General features: G+C 69.1%; 14 protein-coding genes. 7 read left to right on the top strand and 7 right to left on the bottom strand.

Annotated elements, in window-relative coordinates; all coding sequences use genetic code 11:
* Nucleotides 1–36: 36 nt before the first annotated feature.
* The gene (locus CGUA_RS05440) at nucleotides 37–1374 is read right to left on the bottom strand and encodes a nitrate/nitrite transporter (protein ID WP_290198066.1); all 1338 of its coding nucleotides are present in this window, start codon (nucleotides 1372–1374) and stop codon (nucleotides 37–39) included.
* Nucleotides 1375–1676: 302 nt separating this feature from the next.
* Between CGUA_RS05440 and CGUA_RS05445 the strand changes: the two genes are divergently transcribed.
* Nucleotides 1677–2147 (top strand): molybdopterin-binding protein, encoded by a 471-nt coding sequence (locus CGUA_RS05445; RefSeq protein WP_290198067.1) that lies wholly within the window; start codon nucleotides 1677–1679, stop codon nucleotides 2145–2147.
* Nucleotides 2148–2435: 288 nt separating this feature from the next.
* A complete protein-coding gene (locus tag CGUA_RS05450; RefSeq protein ID WP_290198068.1) occupies nucleotides 2436–3353 on the top strand; it encodes a potassium channel family protein in 918 nt (305 codons plus the stop codon).
* Here CGUA_RS05450 and CGUA_RS05455 read toward each other — a convergent pair.
* Nucleotides 3337–3597: a DUF2249 domain-containing protein gene (locus CGUA_RS05455; RefSeq protein ID WP_290198069.1), complete on the bottom strand. Its 261-nt coding sequence runs from the start codon at nucleotides 3595–3597 to the stop codon at nucleotides 3337–3339. The two genes, CGUA_RS05450 and CGUA_RS05455, sit on opposite strands and share 17 nt — an antisense overlap.
* A gap of 89 nt (nucleotides 3598–3686) precedes the next feature.
* Between CGUA_RS05455 and CGUA_RS05460 the strand changes: the two genes are divergently transcribed.
* Genes CGUA_RS05460 through CGUA_RS05470 form a run of 3 tightly spaced genes read left to right on the top strand, consistent with a single transcriptional unit; the run spans nucleotide 3687 to nucleotide 7584 of the window.
* Nucleotides 3687–4847, top strand: a complete 1161-nt coding sequence (locus CGUA_RS05460; RefSeq protein WP_290198323.1) for a DUF8744 domain-containing protein — start codon at nucleotides 3687–3689, stop codon at nucleotides 4845–4847.
* The gene (locus CGUA_RS05465) at nucleotides 4844–6082 is read left to right on the top strand and encodes a beta-carotene 15,15'-monooxygenase (protein ID WP_310169104.1); all 1239 of its coding nucleotides are present in this window, start codon (nucleotides 4844–4846) and stop codon (nucleotides 6080–6082) included. The genes CGUA_RS05460 and CGUA_RS05465 overlap by 4 nt, the downstream gene beginning before the upstream one ends.
* On the top strand, nucleotides 6079–7584 hold the full coding sequence (locus CGUA_RS05470; RefSeq protein WP_290198070.1) for a multicopper oxidase domain-containing protein: 1506 nt from the start codon (nucleotides 6079–6081) through the stop codon (nucleotides 7582–7584). Before CGUA_RS05465 ends, CGUA_RS05470 begins: the two co-directional genes overlap by 4 nt.
* 63 nt (nucleotides 7585–7647) lie before the next feature.
* On the opposite strand, the gene mobA is transcribed toward CGUA_RS05470, so the two are convergent.
* From mobA to CGUA_RS05495, 5 genes are read right to left on the bottom strand one after another with little or no spacing between them, the layout of a single operon-like run.
* Nucleotides 7648–8262, bottom strand: a complete 615-nt coding sequence (gene mobA, locus CGUA_RS05475) for a molybdenum cofactor guanylyltransferase (protein ID WP_290198071.1) — start codon at nucleotides 8260–8262, stop codon at nucleotides 7648–7650.
* Between the two features lie 2 nt (nucleotides 8263–8264).
* Nucleotides 8265–8768 (bottom strand): cyclic pyranopterin monophosphate synthase MoaC, encoded by a 504-nt coding sequence (gene moaC, locus CGUA_RS05480; RefSeq protein WP_290198072.1) that lies wholly within the window; start codon nucleotides 8766–8768, stop codon nucleotides 8265–8267.
* A gap of 36 nt (nucleotides 8769–8804) precedes the next feature.
* On the bottom strand, nucleotides 8805–10094 hold the full coding sequence (locus CGUA_RS05485) for a molybdopterin molybdotransferase MoeA (protein WP_290198073.1): 1290 nt from the start codon (nucleotides 10092–10094) through the stop codon (nucleotides 8805–8807).
* Between the two features lie 47 nt (nucleotides 10095–10141).
* Complete coding sequence (gene moaA, locus CGUA_RS05490) at nucleotides 10142–11275, bottom strand: GTP 3',8-cyclase MoaA (protein ID WP_290198074.1); 1134 nt, start codon at nucleotides 11273–11275, stop codon at nucleotides 10142–10144.
* Nucleotides 11276–11326: 51 nt separating this feature from the next.
* Nucleotides 11327–13108, bottom strand: a complete 1782-nt coding sequence (locus CGUA_RS05495) for a long-chain fatty-acid--CoA ligase (RefSeq protein WP_290198075.1) — start codon at nucleotides 13106–13108, stop codon at nucleotides 11327–11329.
* A gap of 540 nt (nucleotides 13109–13648) precedes the next feature.
* Between CGUA_RS05495 and rho the strand changes: the two genes are divergently transcribed.
* A complete protein-coding gene (rho, locus tag CGUA_RS05500; RefSeq protein ID WP_290198076.1) occupies nucleotides 13649–15715 on the top strand; it encodes a transcription termination factor Rho in 2067 nt (688 codons plus the stop codon).
* Nucleotides 15715–16788, top strand: a complete 1074-nt coding sequence (prfA, locus tag CGUA_RS05505) for a peptide chain release factor 1 (protein ID WP_290198077.1) — start codon at nucleotides 15715–15717, stop codon at nucleotides 16786–16788. Before rho ends, prfA begins: the two co-directional genes overlap by 1 nt.

Genomic DNA, 16788 nt, shown 5'->3' on the forward strand with positions numbered 1-16788 from the left:
TTCGGTAGTGGTGGAAGGATTGCGGGGCTGGTGGGGTTAGCCCGGAAAGGGCGCGCCGGGCCGGGCGTAGTAGATCCACGCCAGCACTGCGGCGATGAGGAAGAACACGACCGCGCCCCAGAAGAAGGTGGCCGGGGCCAGCATCGAGAGCAGGACGCCGACGATGAAGGGGCCGAAGGCGCCCATGGCGCCGGTCCAGCCGATCACGCCGCCCGCCTGACGCTTCGGCAGAATCATCGGCATCTGCTTGAAGGAACCGGCGTTGACCAGTCCGGCGAAGAACGCCATGACCAGCATCAGCGTGAAGAACCAGACGAAGTCGTCGGGGGAGCTCGGGTTGAGGAAGAACGCGGCCGCGGCGGTGAAAACGGCCATGCCGACCAGACCGATGAAGGTCCAGATGGCGCCGCCGAACTTGTCGCACAGCGGGCCCCACAGCGCCCGGACGCCGGCGCCGATCAGCGGGAAGAGGAACGCCCAGGCGGCGCCACGGGGGAGATCCTCGAGCGCGTAAGTCTCGGCCAGCGGTGAACTGATGCCGAAGACGTTATTGATCAGCAACGCAAGCTGGGCGGAGAAGCCCGCGAAGGCGCCGAAGCCGGCGACGTAGATCACCGTCATGATCCAGGTGTTCTTGTTGCCGAAGATGTCGATCTGCTGCCTGAAGTTGGCGGTGACCGGGACATCCTTGAGCTGGGTCCAGGCGATGAGCGCCATGAGGATGGTCCACGGGACCATGACGATCGCCGGGTTGTAGACGTAGAGGTTTTCACCGGTCTCGATGGTTCGGGTCGGGGCGACGAAACCGATACCCAGCAGGGTGAATCCCATCAGCCACGGGCCGACCAGCTGGATGAAGGACATGCCCATGTTCGACAGCCCGGCCTGCAGGCCCAGCGCCGTTCCGGACTTGGACCTGGGGAAGAAATAGCCGGTCGAGGGCATGTAGCCGGAGAAGACGCCGCCGCCGATGCCGGCGAGGAAGGCCAGGGTCATCAGCCACCAGTAGGGGGTGGAGGTGTCCTGGACGGCGAAGAACCAGCCGAACATCGGGATGAGGAACAGCAGGGAGGAGAGCGTGACGAGCTTGCGGGTGCCCAGGACAGGGGGCAGGAACATGTACATCAGCCGGAAGATGCCGCCGGCCAGGCCCGGGATGGCGGTGAGCCAGTAGAGCTGGCCCGGGGTGAGGTCGAAGCCGATCTGGTTGAGCATCGGCGCCATGGCGGAGACCAGGTACCAGGTACAGAATCCGATGAACAAGGAAATGGTGCTGATCCACAGGGTCTTCCAGGCGATCTTGGAATCCCACTTCTCAGGATCCTCAGGATCCCACCCGTAAAGCACTCGGGGGGAGGTGTCCAACTGGGTCATTGCGCTGCCTCTCAATCGTCCGCAGGGCCCCGGAATCTGCCAATATTTAATCCATGTAATTCCGGGCAATTAGGTCCCACCTTAAGGGTGCTCCGGTTGGCTGTCCACCGGCGTTGGCGCAGGTTAACCCCGTAATTTAGCGAACACTTATGTTGTCAAATTCCTGACCACCGGTTATTGATGTGCTCAAACATTCAATTAAAACTGTTAATGTCGGGTTTTTCTGCGGCGGGTCACCGGGGGTGGCCGAGCGGGGGATCCGGGATGTGAAAAATCTGTGAGAAAAGGCAAGAGTGGCCCCCATGAAAGCCGCAGTCATCGTCGTCTCCGATCGGATCATCGCCGGCGAGCGCCTGGACAAATCCTCACCCTTGGCCGTTTCCCTGCTCGAGAGCTACGGGGCAAAGGTCATCTCCGTGGCGCGGGTGCCGGAAGGGGCGGAGGGGGTGGCCCAGAAGTTGGATGAGGCACTCGCGCAGGGCGCCCGCGTCCTCGTCACCATCGGCGGCACCGGGGTGGGGGCGCGCAACCTCACCCCCGAGGTCACCAGGCAACGCATCACCTGCGAATTGACCGGGGTGGAGCAGCAGGTGCTCATCGAGGGGCTCAAGCACTCGGAGAAGGCGGGGCTGTCCCGGGGCGTCATCGGTTTGACCTCGCGTGATCAGGATGCGGCCCTGATCGTCAACGCCCCCAGCTCCCCCAGCGGGGTCAGGGACTGCCTGGGCGTGGTGCTGCCGCTGCTGGAGGCCGTGTTCGAGAGATTCCGCTGAGGCAACGGACCCGGTCGGCGAGGTGGCCCGTCCTCGGCGACGGAGGGGCCCTGGGTCCGTGCCGGGGGCCACGGCCGGGGTGACGCCGGTGGGCCGGCGCGGTGCTCTGGCCGTGCTGAGGGGCCCGGCCCGCCGCGATTTCCGGCTTCTGCCGCGGGAGGGGGAAGCGTAGTCTGACGGAATAGGAATCGTCTCGGGCTCCGGGAGGTCGCGTCCTGCCGCGAGCATGTGGCGGCAGGCGTCCGCAGGCCTCCGGGGCCGGAGTGGCCGACGAGAAAGGGGCCACGCTTGGACATCGTCTCTGTCGACATCGTCTTTACCCTCGCCGGCGCGGCGGTCATCGCCACCGGGCTCCGGGAGATCTTCCACACGCTGTTCCACCCCTGGGCCCGGGGCAGTCTGAGCAAGGCGGCCTTTCACGTCGCGTGGCGGGCGTCCAAGGCAGTCGACCACCGGTTCGGTTCCGGGGTGGGGCCGGCGGTGATGGTCACCGTCATCTTCGCGTGGGTGGCTCTGCAGGTGCTGGGCTGGGCCCTGATCTACTACCCGCACATCCCGGAGGGTTTCACCTATGGGGAGGGGGTGGACGCCGCCTCCTCCCCGGCCGTGGTGGAGGCGCTCTACGTTTCGCTGATGGCGCTGGGCACCCTCGGCTACGGTGACGTCGTGGCCACCGGCGGCTGGCTCCGGCTGGTCGCGCCGCTGGAGGCCCTCACCGGGTTCGCCGTGCTGACCGCGGCGCTGGCCTGGTTCACCCAGGTCTACCCGCCCCTGCTGCGGCGCCGTGCGCTGGCGCTGGAACTGAAGGAGCTGGCCGATGTCCGGTATGCGGAGTCCCTCGGGGAGCTCGACGACGTCTCGGTCTCCCGGACGCTGGACCAGGTCACCGTCGGACTCGGGCAGGTGCACAGTGATTTCGCGCATCACGCCGAGGGATTCTACTTCCGGGAGCCGGACCCGGAGATCTCCCTGTCGCACCAGCTCTCGCACGCGTTCAGGCTGCGTGACGCGGCCCTGGGCAGTGATCGTCCCGCGGTGCGCATGAGCGGCCGACGCCTGGCCACCGGGCTGGCGGCGCTGGCCGGCAGGCTCGACGACGACTTCCTCCACACCGGGGGGACGGTGGAGGAGATCGTCGCGGCCTTCGCCGCGGAGCACGGCCACGGACTCGCCGGTACCGACGACGGAACTACGCGATCCGGGTGAACTTGATGTGCCAGTCGGCCGGGCCCTCCTGGAGGTACTCCAGCTCGAAGGTCTCCGCGCGGCCCTCGACCTCCTTGAGCAGAGGCAGCGGGTTGTGCGGGGCGATGAGGATCATCGCCTCGCCGACGTTGCGGGAGCCGAGCGCGCCGTGGATGGCGCCGTGGCGCACCGCGTGCGGGATCTCGGAGGCGTTGAGGGTGGGGACCTGGCCGGACTGGCCGGCGGCGGAAATCGGAAGCTGCATCGTGCGCGTCCTGTCTGTGGGGGTGATGGGGGAGTCCGGCCCCGCCCTTGGGGAACGAACGAGTTAATAGTACGATAAAACCCGTGAAAATGGAGCATTCCCGCCCGAGCCCGACGTGGAGCCCGCCACTGTCGCTGCGCCTCGGGTTTCTGGCGTTCGCCGGGGTCTCGGTGGTGGCCGGCCTGCTCGCGGGCACGATCCGTCTCGGCTATCTGCTCGACAGCCCCGCCGCCTCGCTGGCGAAGGACCACGGCGCGCTCATGGTCTTCGGTTTCGTCGGTGGGGCGATCGGCCTCGAACGGGCCGTCGCCGTGCGCACCCGGTGGGCGTGGCTGGGGCCCCTGTCCCACGCCCTCGGCGTCCTCACCACCCTGGCCGGTCTGCCCCGGCCCGTTCCCGGCCTCTTCTTCGCGTTGAGCTTCCTTGCCCTGGGCGCCGTCTACGGTGAGGTGCACCGCCGCCAGGCCACTTTCGCGGTGCTGACCCAGGCCGCCGGCGTCATCGGCGGCGTCGCCGCGGCCGTCCTCTGGGGATTTGGCCTGCCGTTCGCCTACGCCCTGCCCTTCGCCGTGGTCTTCGCCGTGGCCACCGTCATCGGCGAGCGCCTGGAACTGGCCAGGGTCTCCCTCGGCGGGGCCGCCGCCGACGCCCCCGTCACCGGGCTCGTGCTCGCGCTGACCGCCTCCGCACTGCTCTTCGGCTTTTCCCCGCAGCTGGGCTTCGCGCTCATGGGCGTGGTGCTCGTGTTCGTCGCGCTGGCCACCGTCCGCGTCGACGTCGCCCGTCACCTGGTCAAGTCCCGGGGCCTGCCCCGGTACTCCGCGGTCTGCATGCTGCTGGGCTACGTGTGGCTCGTCGTCGGCGGCGTCATCTGGGTCGCCTTCGGCTTCGTCGAGACCGGTTTCGCCTTCGACGCCGGCGTCCACGCGATCTTCCTGGGTTTCGTGCTCTCGATGATCTTCGCGCACGCCCCGATCATCCTCACCTCGGTGATCAGGTACACGCTGCCCTATCATCCGGTCATGTACGTCGCGGTCGCGCTGCTGCACGCAGGCCTGCTCATCCGCCTGCTTGCCGACGCCCGCAGCCACACTGCGGTCTGGCAGGCCGGCGGTCTCATCAACGTCATCGCCGTGAGCGTCTTCCTGGTGTTGTCCTTCGCGCTGACCGTGCGGCAGGCCCGTCGGCAGGCCCGTCGGCAGGCCCGTCGGCAAGCGGAGCGTCAGCCGGCCGCGAGGAGCGCCCCATGAACACCCTGACCGTCTCGGACCTATCGCTGCGCTCGCGCGGACGCTGGCACACCACCGCCGGCGCCGTCATCGCGTTCTGGCTCCTGGTCGGCGTCGCCCTGACCGTGGGCTATCAGTTCGGCGTCGGCGTGACCTGGTGGGACGTCATCCACCCCTTCACCATCGGCGCACTGACCACCGCCATTCTGGTGTACTCGACGCATTTTGCCGAGGCCCTGACGCGCACCGCCACCGCCGACTACCGGGGCGTGGCGCTGCGCGTGGCGATCGTCAACGTCGCGCTGCTCGGACTCCTCGTCGACCGGGCCGGCTACGACTGGGGCCCGCTCGCCGACGTCTCCGCCACCGTCGTCATCCTCGTCATGGTGTGGCAGATCGTCGTGGTCGCGCGGCGACTGAAGGGTTCCCTGGCCGGGCAGTTCGCCGTGACGGTGCCCTTCTACCTGGCGGCCGCGGGCTTTCTCATCCTGGCGATTCTCTTTGCCCTCCTCGCCACCCGCGTCGGCAACTACTCCGACCTCATCGCGGCCCACTCGCGTGCGACGGTGTGGGGCTTCGCCTGGCTGACGGTCGTCGGCACGGTGGTGACCCTGCTTCCGACGCTGGCCGGCTCGAGGATCTCGGCGACCGCCCGGCAAAGCTGCACCCGGGCCCTGTGGGTCCATGTCGGGGCGCTGACGGTTGCCACGCTGCTGCAGGCGGCAGGCGTCTCGACGTGGGCGGGCCTGGCGCAGCTGGTCATGGTGCTGGCCTCGCTGATGGTGGTGCAGCCGGTCATGGGCGCCCTCTTCGTCACCGGCTCGACTTGGACCACCGCCGCCGTCTCCGTCGTCGCCGGCCTGCTGTGGCTGCCGGCGGTCGCCGCCGCCGACGCCGTCGTCCTGATCGGGGGCGGCGACCCCCGGGCCAGCACCCTGCTCCTGCTCCCGGCCTTCCTCGGCGCCGGCCTGCTGCAGCTGGTCACCGGGGTGCTGCACCACCTGCTCCCGACGCTCATCGGCGGCGGCCCCCGGAAGGTGACACGGGCCCGGGCCGCAGCGGACCGCGCCGGCGGAGCGCGCCTGACGCTCGTCAACCTCGGCGCGCTGCTCACGCTGCTCGGGGTCCTGGGCCCCGCCCGCTGGGCCGGGCTGATCCTCATCGGGATCGGCCTGGTCTGGCACGTCGTCGCGATCAGCCGGGCGGTCGTCGCCCAATACCGAAGCCCTGCACCGAATGGAGAACCTGAATCATGAGTATCCCGATCGGACCGACCGGCGGCGCCGGAATGAGTCCCGCACCGAATAAGCCGACCGGCGGACCCGGGGCAGACGGCAGGGGCATTGAATGGGCCTCCTGGGTGCTCATCGGCCTGGCCATCGCCGCCGTCGTCATGCTCGCCGTCCTGGGCGCCGCCGGCCCCGGTCCCCGGGACACGGCGGGTACCTCGGCGTCGGCTAGCGGGGCGACCGGGCCCGCCGTCGGCGAAGGCGAGACCCTCACCCGGCAGGTCTCCATCGAGGGCATGCTCTTCGTGCCCAACTCGGTCGAGATCCCGGCCGGCTCGACCCTGGTCCTGGAGATCACCAACAACGACTCCCAGAACCACGACCTGCAGATCAACGGCGTCAACACCGGCCTCATCGCCCCGGGCGAGACCGTCACCCAGGATTTTGGCGCGGTCACCGAATCGGTGACGGGCTGGTGCACCGTCGCCGGGCACAAGGCGATGGGGATGACCTTCGACGTCACCGTCACCGACGGCGGCGCCACCGGTGCGGCTGACGGACCCGGCGCGCACATGGCCGGGAGCGCCCCCGCCGGGAGCGCCCCCGCCGAGGGCGCCAACCCCTTCGTCACGGTGCCCAGCGCCGCCCAGCGCGGCGCCGAGCATGAGGGTTTCACCCCGGCCAACCCGGTCCTGGCCCCGGCACCGACCGGCACCGTCCACGAATTCGACTGGGACATCACCGAGGAGGTGCGCCAGGTCGCGCCGGGCCACAGTCAGGTCGTCTGGCTCTTCGACGGCCAGGCGCCCGGACCGACCCTGCGCGGCCAGGTCGGGGACACCTTCCGCATCACGCTGCACAACAAGGGAACGATGGACCACTCCATCGACTTCCACGCCGGTGAGGTCAACCCCGACAAGCACATGGCTCAGATTCCGGTCGGGGAGTCCCTGACCTACGAGTTCGTCGCCAACCGCTACGGCATCTGGATGTACCACTGCGCGACGGCGCCGATGAGCCTGCACATCGCCAACGGCATGTTCGGCGGGGTCGTCATCGATCCGCCGGCCGGCTCCGCCGACGCCCTGAGCGAGGTGGACGAGGAGTACCTTTTCGTCGCCAGCGAGATGTTCCTCGGCCCGGGCGACGTCGGCGCGGACGCCCAGCGGGTCAGCGACCGCCGCTACGACCTGACGGCCTTCAACTTCTACCCGAACCAGTACGACCTCGCCCCGATCGAGCACAAGGTCGGCGACACGGTCCGGCTCTGGCTGCTCAACGCCGGCCCGGATCAGTCGCTGAGCTTCCACGTCGTCGGCGACGTCTTCGACACGGTCTTCACCGAGGGCCGCTACATCATCCGCGACGCCCACGAGCGCGACACCGGCGCCCAGGCCGTCGACGTCTCCGTGGCCCAGGGCGGCTTCGTCGAGCTGACCTTCAACGAACCGGGCAACTACGCCTTCGTCAACCACCAGATGACCGACGCGGAGAAGGGCCAGCACGGTTTTTTCACCGTCACCGACTAGGACGCCGCAAAACGCCGGGACGCGCCGGCGGCCCAGGCGGTCACCGGCGCGTCCCGCCGTCCGCTAGTCCTCCACGTCGCCGAACTCGGCGAGCTCCTCGAGCGTGTCGTAGTCGCGTTCCTCCCCGGTGCCCTCGACGGAGACGAAGGAGACTGTCTCCAGCAGTGCCTTGGCCGGTCGGTCGCTGACGTCCCCGAAATCCCGGAGCGCGTGGTGCAGGGCGGCGGTGTCCCACAGCGCGCACAGCGGCTGCAGGTGGCCGCCGGCCTCCTCGATGACGGCGGCCGCGCTGTCCGGGGCCCCGGACAGCGCGTCGCGGAGCTCCGGAATCAGCTGGGCCGAGTCCGGCGCGTCCACGGCGAGAATGGCGGTGCGCTCGGAGGGCTCGCAGGACAGGGAGTCCAGTCCGGCGGCGATCGCCGAGAGCGGCCCCGAGAACGGCGGCTCCTCCCGGGCGATCTTCACGCCCGGACGGACCTCGAGGTCGCGAGTCGAGACGACCACCACCTGCATGAGGTCGTTGATGAGGGAGACCTCGTCGAGCAGGAGGTCGACGAGCCGTTCGCCGTCGACGACGACGGCGGCCTTGTCACGACCGCCCATGCGCGTTCCGCGGCCACCCGCGAGGATGATGACGTCCAGACCGGGGGTCAGGGTGCGTCCGTCCAACTCAGCCATGACTACTCCTCATCTCCTGCGCCGGTGCCGGCGCCCGGCAGTTCACGGGACCAGTCGCCGGAGCGGCCGCCGGACTTGGCCACGACGCCGCAGCGACGGATATAGGCGGACCGGTCCACCCCCTTGACCATATCGATGATCGCCAGCGCGGCGACCGAGACGCTGGTCAGCGCCTCCATCTCCACCCCGGTGCGGTCGGCGGTGCGCACGGTGGCCTCGATGAACACGTGGTCCTCGTGCAGCTCCAGGTCAAGGGAGGCGCCGTGCACCCCGATGGTGTGCGCCAGCGGCAGCAGCTCCGGAACCTTCTTGGCCGCCGAGATGCCCGCGATCCGCGCGACGGCGAGGACGTCGCCCTTGGGGACGGTGCCGTCCCGCAGCGCGGCCATCACCTCGGGGGAGCAGGCCACCTCGCCCTGGGCGGTGGCCTGTCGCACGGTCGGTCGCTTCTCGGTCACGTCGACCATGTGGGCGGAACCGGCGTCAGTGAGATGGGTGAACTTCATGCCAGCAGAATACCCCTCCGCCGACGCCGGGGAGCGCTAGGAACGGGTGAGGAGCACTTCGACCTCGGCGCCCGCGGCGGTGTCCGAGCCCGGGGGAAGCAGGACCACCCCGTCGGTGTCAGCCAGGGAGGCGACGAAGTGGGAACCGACGGCCGTGCCGTTGAAGGGGGCGGCCACCGGCAGCCCTTCGGCGCCGTAACCCAGCCGCACCGGGATCACCAGGGTGCGGTCGCGGGGCGCCGGCAGCTTCTCCGCGGCCACCGCGCGCAGGCGGGGGCGGTCCAGCAGGTGCCCCGGTGCGGGGCGCCCCGCCAGGACGCCCAGCACCGGGGCGACGTAAAGGTGGAAGGACACGAAGGCCGCGACCGGGTTGCCCGGCAGGCACAGGATGGGCGTGCCCGCCCAGGTGCCGCAGCCCTGCGGGGCGCCGGGCTTCTGGGCGATCTCACCGAACCACATCTCGCCGCGCGGTGAGGCCCCGGTGGTCGCCCGGACCACGTCGAAAGCACCGACGGAGACCCCGCCGCTGGTGACGATGAGGTCGGCGTGCGCGGCCACCCGGTCGAGCACGTCAGCGAAGTCGCCCGGGTAATCGCCGGCGTGGGCGGAGACGACCTGACCGGCGCCGTTGGCCCGGGCCAACGCCACGAGCATCGGCCGGTTCGAGTCGGGAATCTGGCCGACCCCCGGAACCACGCCCGGTTCCACCAGCTCATCGCCGGAGGCGACGACCGCGACGACCGGGGCCCGGTGGACGGTGACCTCGGTGACGCCGGCGGAGATCAGGGCCGCGGTGGCGCCGGCGTCGATGCGCCGACCCGCCTCGACGACGACGTCGCCGGGGGCGACGTTGTCACCGGCGGAACGGATGTGGCGCCGGTTTGCGGCGACCTCCCCGATGACTACCTCCGTCGGCAGGTCGACCGGGCCCGGCCGGATGCTGGTCAGCTCCACCGGCACGACCCGCAACTCCCCGGCGAGAGACTCCTCGACGGGGGCGCCGGTCATGATGCGCACGGCCTCGCCCGGGCCCGGGGTCAGGGGTGCCGAGCCCGCCGGCACGTCACCGACGACACGCAGCGTCCACGGGCCTTCGCCCCCGGCGAGGTCCCCGACGCGGACCAGGTACCCGTCCATCGCGGAGTTGGAGAAGGGCGGAACCGCCAGGCGGGCGGTGGCCGCCTCGGCGAGGACGAGACCGGCGGCGTCGGCGAGCGCAAGCGTCAGCCTCTCGCGCGGGGCGGCCCCGGCGAGGGCGGTGACCGCGGCCAGGTAGTCGTCGAGCGGGCGAGCGGAATCGCCGGAGGAATGGGGCACGGGGGACATGGTCCGCCTCACCTTTCTGGGACGTGTGAGTGATCGGTGGGGCGGGGCTAACCGCCGATGGCGGACATCGGCCGGTCGGGCTGGAGGAAGCCTTCGTCGTCGATGCCGTGACCCGGCTTCTTCAGCCACATGGTGCCCGCCCATGCCTCGGCGAGCTCATCGTCGGTGGCGCCGGCACGCATGAGGTCGCGCAGCGAAGTCTCGGAGTCCGCGGAAGAGAACAAGCAGTTGCGCACCGCGCCGTCCGTGGTGAGGCGGGAGCGGTCACAGTTGCCGCAGAAGGGGTGGCTGACCGACGCAATGACGCCGATCTGGCCGCGCAGCCCGGTGCCGGTGGCGTCGACGACGTCCCAGAGCGCGGCCGGCGCGGAACCGCGCGGCGCCGCGGCCGGGGTCATGTCGAACTCGGTGGCCAGCTCGTCGAGGATGTCCTGGGCGGTGATCATCCGCGAACGGTCCCACTTGTCCCGCGGCCCCAGCGGCATCTGCTCGATGAAGCGCAGCTGGGCGCCGCGTCCGATGGTGAAGCGCGCCAGATCGGTGATGGCGTGCTCGTTGATCCCCGGCATGACTACGGCGTTGACCTTGACCGGGGTCAGGCCGGCCTCGATGGCGGCGTCGATCGCGGCGATCGCGTCCTGCAGGCGGTCGCGGCGGGTCAGCCGCGCGTAGAGCTCCGCGTCAATGGTGTCCAGCGAGATGTTGACGCGGTCGAGGCCGGCGTCGGCAAGCTTCCGTGCGCGCCGCGCCAGCCCCATCCCGTTCGTCGTCATCGCGGTCGTGACCCGGCCGCCCTCGTCGGTGGTCAGCTCCTTGGTCGCGGAGATGATCTTCTCCAGGGACTTGCGCAGCAGCGGCTCGCCACCGGTGAAGCGGATCTGGCGGATGCCGAGCTTCTCGACGGCGACGGTGATCAGCCGGATCATCTCGTCGTCGTCGAGGGTGGCCTCGGTGGGCAGCCACTCCAGGCCCTCCGCCGGCATGCAGTAGGTGCACCGGAGGTTGCAGCGATCCGTCAGACTCACGCGCAGGTCGCGCGCGACGCGGCCGTACCTGTCGCTGAGCAGACGGCGCCCGTCCGGGCGGGCGGCGGGCAGATCGGCTGGGGCGTCGTACGTGGTCTTCGGCCCGACCGTCCGACCGACGGGGGTCAGGGTCAGCGGCGTAGTCTCTCGAGTCATTGTCTCCTCATAGTACGAATGAGCACCCTATTTTCCAAGGGTAGAGCCGGACTATGTCGACCGTCCGTCCTGCATGTCGGCGTTGTTCCCGGTGTCGTCCCCGGCGTTGTCCCGCGCCGGGCGTTCGCCCGGACCCTGCAGCTTGATGATGTTCAGCCGGCCGTTCGCCAGATGATCGCGCAGATCCTTCTTGTCGAACTTGTCGACGGAGGTCTTGTCGATGTAGTCGACGAAGGCCCAGTACTCGGGCAGCATCCAGCTCGGCAGCGAGGCGCGCATGCTGTCCCGGAGGTACTCCGCCGTGGCCCGGCTGTGCGGAATGTCGTCGTGCAGCACGGTCACCGCCAGCGGGCGCTCACCCCACTTCTCGTCCGGGTAGCCGATGACCGCCGCCTCCACGACCTCTGGGGCCTCCATGACGTAGTTCTCCAGCATGACCGAGTAAATCCACTCGCCGCCGGAGCGGATGACGTCGCGGGCGCGGTCGGAGACGTTGAGGAAGCCGTCCTCGCTGACGGAGCCGACGTCGCCGGTGCGCAGCCAGCCGTCGTCCGTGAACAGCGCCTGCGCGTCCTCGACCTCCCGGCCGCGGAAGACGTGGGCGGTGCCGCCCTCGTCCTCGGTGGGTGAGTGGTAGTACCGGCTGGTCACCAGGTTGCCGCGAACCTGGATTTCGCCGTGGGCACGGTCGGTCGTCGACATGATCTGGCCGTCGTCGACGACCCGGAACTCCAGGGAAGCCGGGAACCTGCCCTGGGAGACGCGGTACGCGTGGCGGGCCTCGCCTGACGCGCCCGACGGCGGACGAGCGACCGTGCCGACGGTGGAGGTCTCGGTCATGCCCCAGACGTGGATGACGTCCACGCCGTAACGCTCCTCCCACACCTTGATCAGCGCCGGCGGGGCCGGGGAGCCACCGACGTAGATCTCGGTGAGACTCATGCGCTCGGGCGGGTTGTGCAGGTAGTGCACCATCAGCTGGGTCCACAGCGTCGGCACCCCGTGCGCCACGCGCGGGTGAGTCGTGGCGATGATCCTGGCCAGGGTCGGCGCCGACACGTCCGAATCCGGCAGCACCAGGGGAGTGCCGGTCATGAACGCGGCGAAGGGCACACCCCAGCTGAGGACGTGGTAGATCGGTACGCAGCACAGGAAGGACTCGCCGTGGGTGATCGCCAGGGAATCCGACGCCCGCAGCATCATCGCCTGCAGGTAGATCGACCGGTGGGAGTAGGCCACGCCCTTCGGCGCGCCGGTCGTGCCGGTGGAGTAGCAGATCGCTGCCGCGGTGTGCTCGTCCTGCACCGGCCAGTCGTAGACGGTGGAACGCCCGTCGAGCAGCGCCTCGTAGGAATGCACCTCGACGCCCTCGGGCAGGCCGGCCTCCTCGGCGTCGACCGGCTCCAGGCCCGTCACCAGCACCGCGCGAACCGTCGGGGTCTTCTCCAGCACCACCGCCAGCTGTTTGAGAAGACGGGCGTCGGCGACGATGATCTCGACCTCGGCGTGGTTGACGATGTGGCAGATCTGGTCGTTCATCAGCTGCTTGTTCAGGGGCGTGAACACCGCCCCCATGCACATGGCGCCGAACATGACCTCCAGGTGTTCGGCGTTGTTGTAGAGCATCGAGCCGACGCGCTGGTCCCCGGTGATGGCGAAATCATCGCGCAGGACGTGGGCGAAGGCCGCCGCCCGCGCCCCGATCTCGGCGAAGCTGCTCTCCTCGGCCTCGCCCCGCACCCACGTCGTCACCTTCGTGGAACCGTGGACGCTCGAGCCGTAGGACAGAATCCGGGCAATAGAGAGGGGCACATCCTGCATGGTCGAACGCATGCCCCTCACTCTAGCCCGCGGTCACCCGCGTCGAGGCGTGAACGGCGGTGTGAGCGACACCCGCGACCGGGCCAGGACCACCAGGACCACGGAGGGCCGATACACGTACCCAACCGTTTATGCGATACACTGACGCGAGATCGTTGGAGCACAGTGCGCGTACTATCGCGCGACTCCGTCGCCGTAGCCCCGATCATGAGGACGTTCCTCAGTGACGTTGGGCACGACAACGAGGACGGTCATCCATGTAGCACAACATCGGTTTCACACGTTGTTTTCCGGTGTCGGCCCATTCCGGCACTGAACGGCAGTGCTCCCGGCGCCCTGCACACCGCACGGCTCGGGGCGCGTGGGAACCGACGGAGTTTGATAAATGCACACGCTGCAGGTGGGGCCGGTCCGCTCCGCCGCTGCTCCAGGCCATCCACGCCGACCGCGTAGGCGGTCAGCGGCGCCCGGGGCGACAGGTCCCGCACCGTTGACGCCCACGCCGCCCTCGGGGGTGAACCGCGAAACCTGGACCCAGATGAAAGGACATCCGTGACCGATACGGACACCACGGCAGACAACGCCGCCGGCCAGCAGAACCTGGCCTCCCTCAAGCTGCCCGAGCTGCGTCAGATCGCGGCCGGCAAGGGGCTCAAGGGAATCTCCGCCCTGCGCAAGGGCGAACTCATCACCGCCATTCAGACCGGCCGCGTGCCCACGCGGGCCCCCAAGGCGGCCGGCGCCGAGTCGCCGGCCGCCGCCCCGGAAGCGGACCCGACGCAGTCCGGGAGCGCCCCCCAGGCTGAGGCCGCTGCGTCGGCCGACGCCGCGAAGGGTGCCGCGAAGGGTGAAGGCCAGGAGCCCGGTGACTCCGACAGTTCCGACGGCTCCGGCCGTGACGGTGAGACCCGCTACGAGTCCCGTTCCGCCGCCCGTCGCGCCCGTCGCCACCGCGCCCGTCAGGGCCACCGTGAGAACCCCGGTGAGAACCAGGGCGAGCAGCCGGGGGAGGAGACCCGGGAGGGTTCGCAGCACACGGACCGTGGTGAGGACTCCCGCCAGAACCAGAACCAGGACCAGAACCAGGACCAGAACGAGGCTCCGGAGCCGTCCCGCACCCGCGAGGACCGCGACAGCCGGAACAACCGCGACAACCGCGGCCAGGAGGCCGAGGGACGCGGGGGAGACGACGCCGGCGGGCAGGGCCAGAACCGCGGCCAGCACCAGGGCCAGCACCAGGGCCAGCACGGCGACAACCGCCACGATGACGACGGCCAGGGCGGGGGCCGACGTGGGCGCCGCAACCGTCGCAACCGTCGCAACCGCAATGACCGCAACGACCGCAACGACCGCGGTGATCGCGGTGAGCGCGGTGATCGCGACAGCCAGGGCAGCCACGATAACCACGGCCAGCAGAACCAGGGTCAGCAGAACCAGGAGCAGGACGTGCTCCAGGACGTCGCCGGCATCCTCGACGTCGTCGACAACAACGCTGCCTTCGTCCGCACCACGGGCTACAAGGCCAACCCGGCGGACGTCTTCGTCAACAACAACCTCGTCCGGCGTTTTGACCTGCGCTCCGGCGACGCGATCACCGGCCAGGTGAAGATGAACGGCGGTGGCCAGACCCACGGCCGCGGCAAGAACAGCCGCAAGTTCAACCAGCTCGTCCGGGTCGACTCCGTCAACGGTCAGCACCCGGAGGAGATGAAGAAGCGTCCGGAGTTCCACAAGCTCACCCCGCTGTACCCGAACCAGCGTCTGCGCCTGGAGACCGAGCCAAACGTCCTGACCACCCGCGTCATCGACCTGGTCATGCCGATCGGCAAGGGGCAGCGTGCGCTGATCGTCTCGCCCCCCAAGGCCGGCAAGACGACGATCATGCAGAACATCGCCAACGCCATCGCGACGAACAACCCGGAGTGCTACCTCATGGTCGTCCTCGTCGACGAGCGTCCGGAGGAGGTCACCGACATGCAGCGCTCGGTCAAGGGTGAGGTCATCGCCTCCACCTTCGACCGTCCGCCGTCAGAGCACACCGCGGTCGCCGAGCTCGCCATTGAGCGTGCCAAGCGCCTGGTGGAGATGGGTCAGGACGTCGTCGTCCTGCTCGATTCGATCACCCGACTGGGGCGCGCGTACAACAACTCCTCGCCCGCGTCGGGGCGCATCCTCTCCGGTGGCGTCGACTCCAACGCGCTGTATCCGCCGAAGCGCTTCCTCGGTGCGGCCCGCAACATCGAGAACGGCGGTTCGCTGACGATCATCGCGACCGCCATGGTCGAGACCGGTTCCGCCGGTGACACGGTCATCTTTGAGGAGTTCAAGGGCACCGGCAACGCCGAGCTCAAGCTGGACCGCAAGATCTCCGAGCGGCGCGTCTTCCCGGCCGTTGACGTCAACCCGTCGGGCACCCGCAAGGACGAGCTGATCATGACTCCGGAGGAATTCCGCGTCGTGCACAAGCTTCGCCGTATCCTGGCGGCACTGGATTCGCAGCAGGCCATCGACCTGCTGATCAAGCAGCTGAAGAAGACCAAGTCCAACGGTGAGTTCCTCATGCAGGTCGCCTCGAGCGCACCGATGGCCGCTGACAAGGAAGTTGAGGACTACCTCTAATGGCATCAGAAGTCTCGCTTGTCGACGACATCGTCTCGGAATTCCAGGGCATCGAGGCCCAGATGTCGGATCCGGAGGTGGCCGGCGACGCCGACCGTTTCCGCCAGCTGTCCAAGCGCTACGCGGAGCTCAACCCGATCATCAAGGTCAACAACGAGCTCAACGACCTGCGCGAGAACCTCGAGATGGCCCGTGAGCTGGCCTATGAGGATCACGACTACCAGTCCGAGGTCGAGCGGCTGGAGCCGCTGGTCGTCGAGCTGGAGGAGAAGCTCGCCGACCTGCTCGCCCCGCGTGACGAACAGGACGGCGAGGACGTGATCATGGAGATCAAGGCCGGCGCCGGTGGCGAGGAGGCCGCCCTCTTCGCCGGCGACCTGGCCCGCATGTACCAGCGCTACGTCGAGAAGCACGGGTTCACCTGGACCGTGCTGGACGTCTCCGAGTCTGATCTCGGCGGCGTCAAGGACATGACGGTTTCGATCAAGTCCAAGACCCCCTCGCGCGACGGGGCCTGGTCCGTCTTCAAGTTCGAGGGCGGCGTGCACCGCGTCCAGCGCGTGCCGGTCACCGAGTCGCAGGGCCGCATCCAGACCTCCGCCGCCGGCGTGCTGGTCTACGCGGAGCCGGACGAGGTGGAGGCCGTCAACATCGACGAGAAGGATCTCCGCGTCGACGTCTACCGTTCCTCCGGCAAGGGCGGCCAGGGCGTCAACACCACCGACTCGGCCGTGCGCATCACGCACCTGCCGACCGGAATCGTCGTGACGTGTCAGAACGAGCGTTCCCAGATCCAGAACCGGGCGCGTGCCATGCAGGTCCTGCAGGCCCGCCTGGATCAGCTCGAGCGCGACAAGGCCGACGCGGAGGCCGCCGAGGGCCGCGCCGCGCAGGTGCGCACCATGGATCGCTCGGAGCGCATCCGCACCTACAACTGGCCGGAGAACCGCATCACCGACCACCGGATCGGCTACAAGGCCAACAACCTCGACTCCGTGCTCAACGGTGACATGGACGATCTCATCACGGCTCTGCAGGCCGCCGAGCGGGCAGAGCGTCTCGAGGCCGAATAG

The organism is Corynebacterium guangdongense, from assembly GCF_030408915.1.
Lineage (GTDB): Bacteria > Actinomycetota > Actinomycetes > Mycobacteriales > Mycobacteriaceae > Corynebacterium > Corynebacterium guangdongense.

Bases quoted from the DNA above. Each gene is read 5' to 3' on its own strand.
- CGUA_RS05470 (WP_290198070.1), top strand. From the start codon at position 6,079: ATGAGTATCCCGATCGGACCGACCGGCGGCGCCGGAATGAGTCCCGCA.
- CGUA_RS05495 (WP_290198075.1), bottom strand. From the start codon at position 13,108: ATGCGTTCGACCATGCAGGATGTGCCCCTCTCTATTGCCCGGATTCTG.
- CGUA_RS05455 (WP_290198069.1), bottom strand. From the start codon at position 3,597: ATGCAGCTTCCGATTTCCGCCGCCGGCCAGTCCGGCCAGGTCCCCACC.
- CGUA_RS05440 (WP_290198066.1), bottom strand. From the start codon at position 1,374: ATGACCCAGTTGGACACCTCCCCCCGAGTGCTTTACGGGTGGGATCCT.
- CGUA_RS05485 (WP_290198073.1), bottom strand. From the start codon at position 10,094: ATGTCCCCCGTGCCCCATTCCTCCGGCGATTCCGCTCGCCCGCTCGAC.
- moaA (WP_290198074.1), bottom strand. From the start codon at position 11,275: ATGACTCGAGAGACTACGCCGCTGACCCTGACCCCCGTCGGTCGGACG.
- CGUA_RS05445 (WP_290198067.1), top strand. From the start codon at position 1,677: ATGAAAGCCGCAGTCATCGTCGTCTCCGATCGGATCATCGCCGGCGAG.
- mobA (WP_290198071.1), bottom strand. From the start codon at position 8,262: ATGGCTGAGTTGGACGGACGCACCCTGACCCCCGGTCTGGACGTCATC.
- CGUA_RS05460 (WP_290198323.1), top strand. From the start codon at position 3,687: ATGGAGCATTCCCGCCCGAGCCCGACGTGGAGCCCGCCACTGTCGCTG.
- CGUA_RS05465 (WP_310169104.1), top strand. From the start codon at position 4,844: ATGAACACCCTGACCGTCTCGGACCTATCGCTGCGCTCGCGCGGACGC.
- prfA (WP_290198077.1), top strand. From the start codon at position 15,715: ATGGCATCAGAAGTCTCGCTTGTCGACGACATCGTCTCGGAATTCCAG.
- moaC (WP_290198072.1), bottom strand. From the start codon at position 8,768: ATGAAGTTCACCCATCTCACTGACGCCGGTTCCGCCCACATGGTCGAC.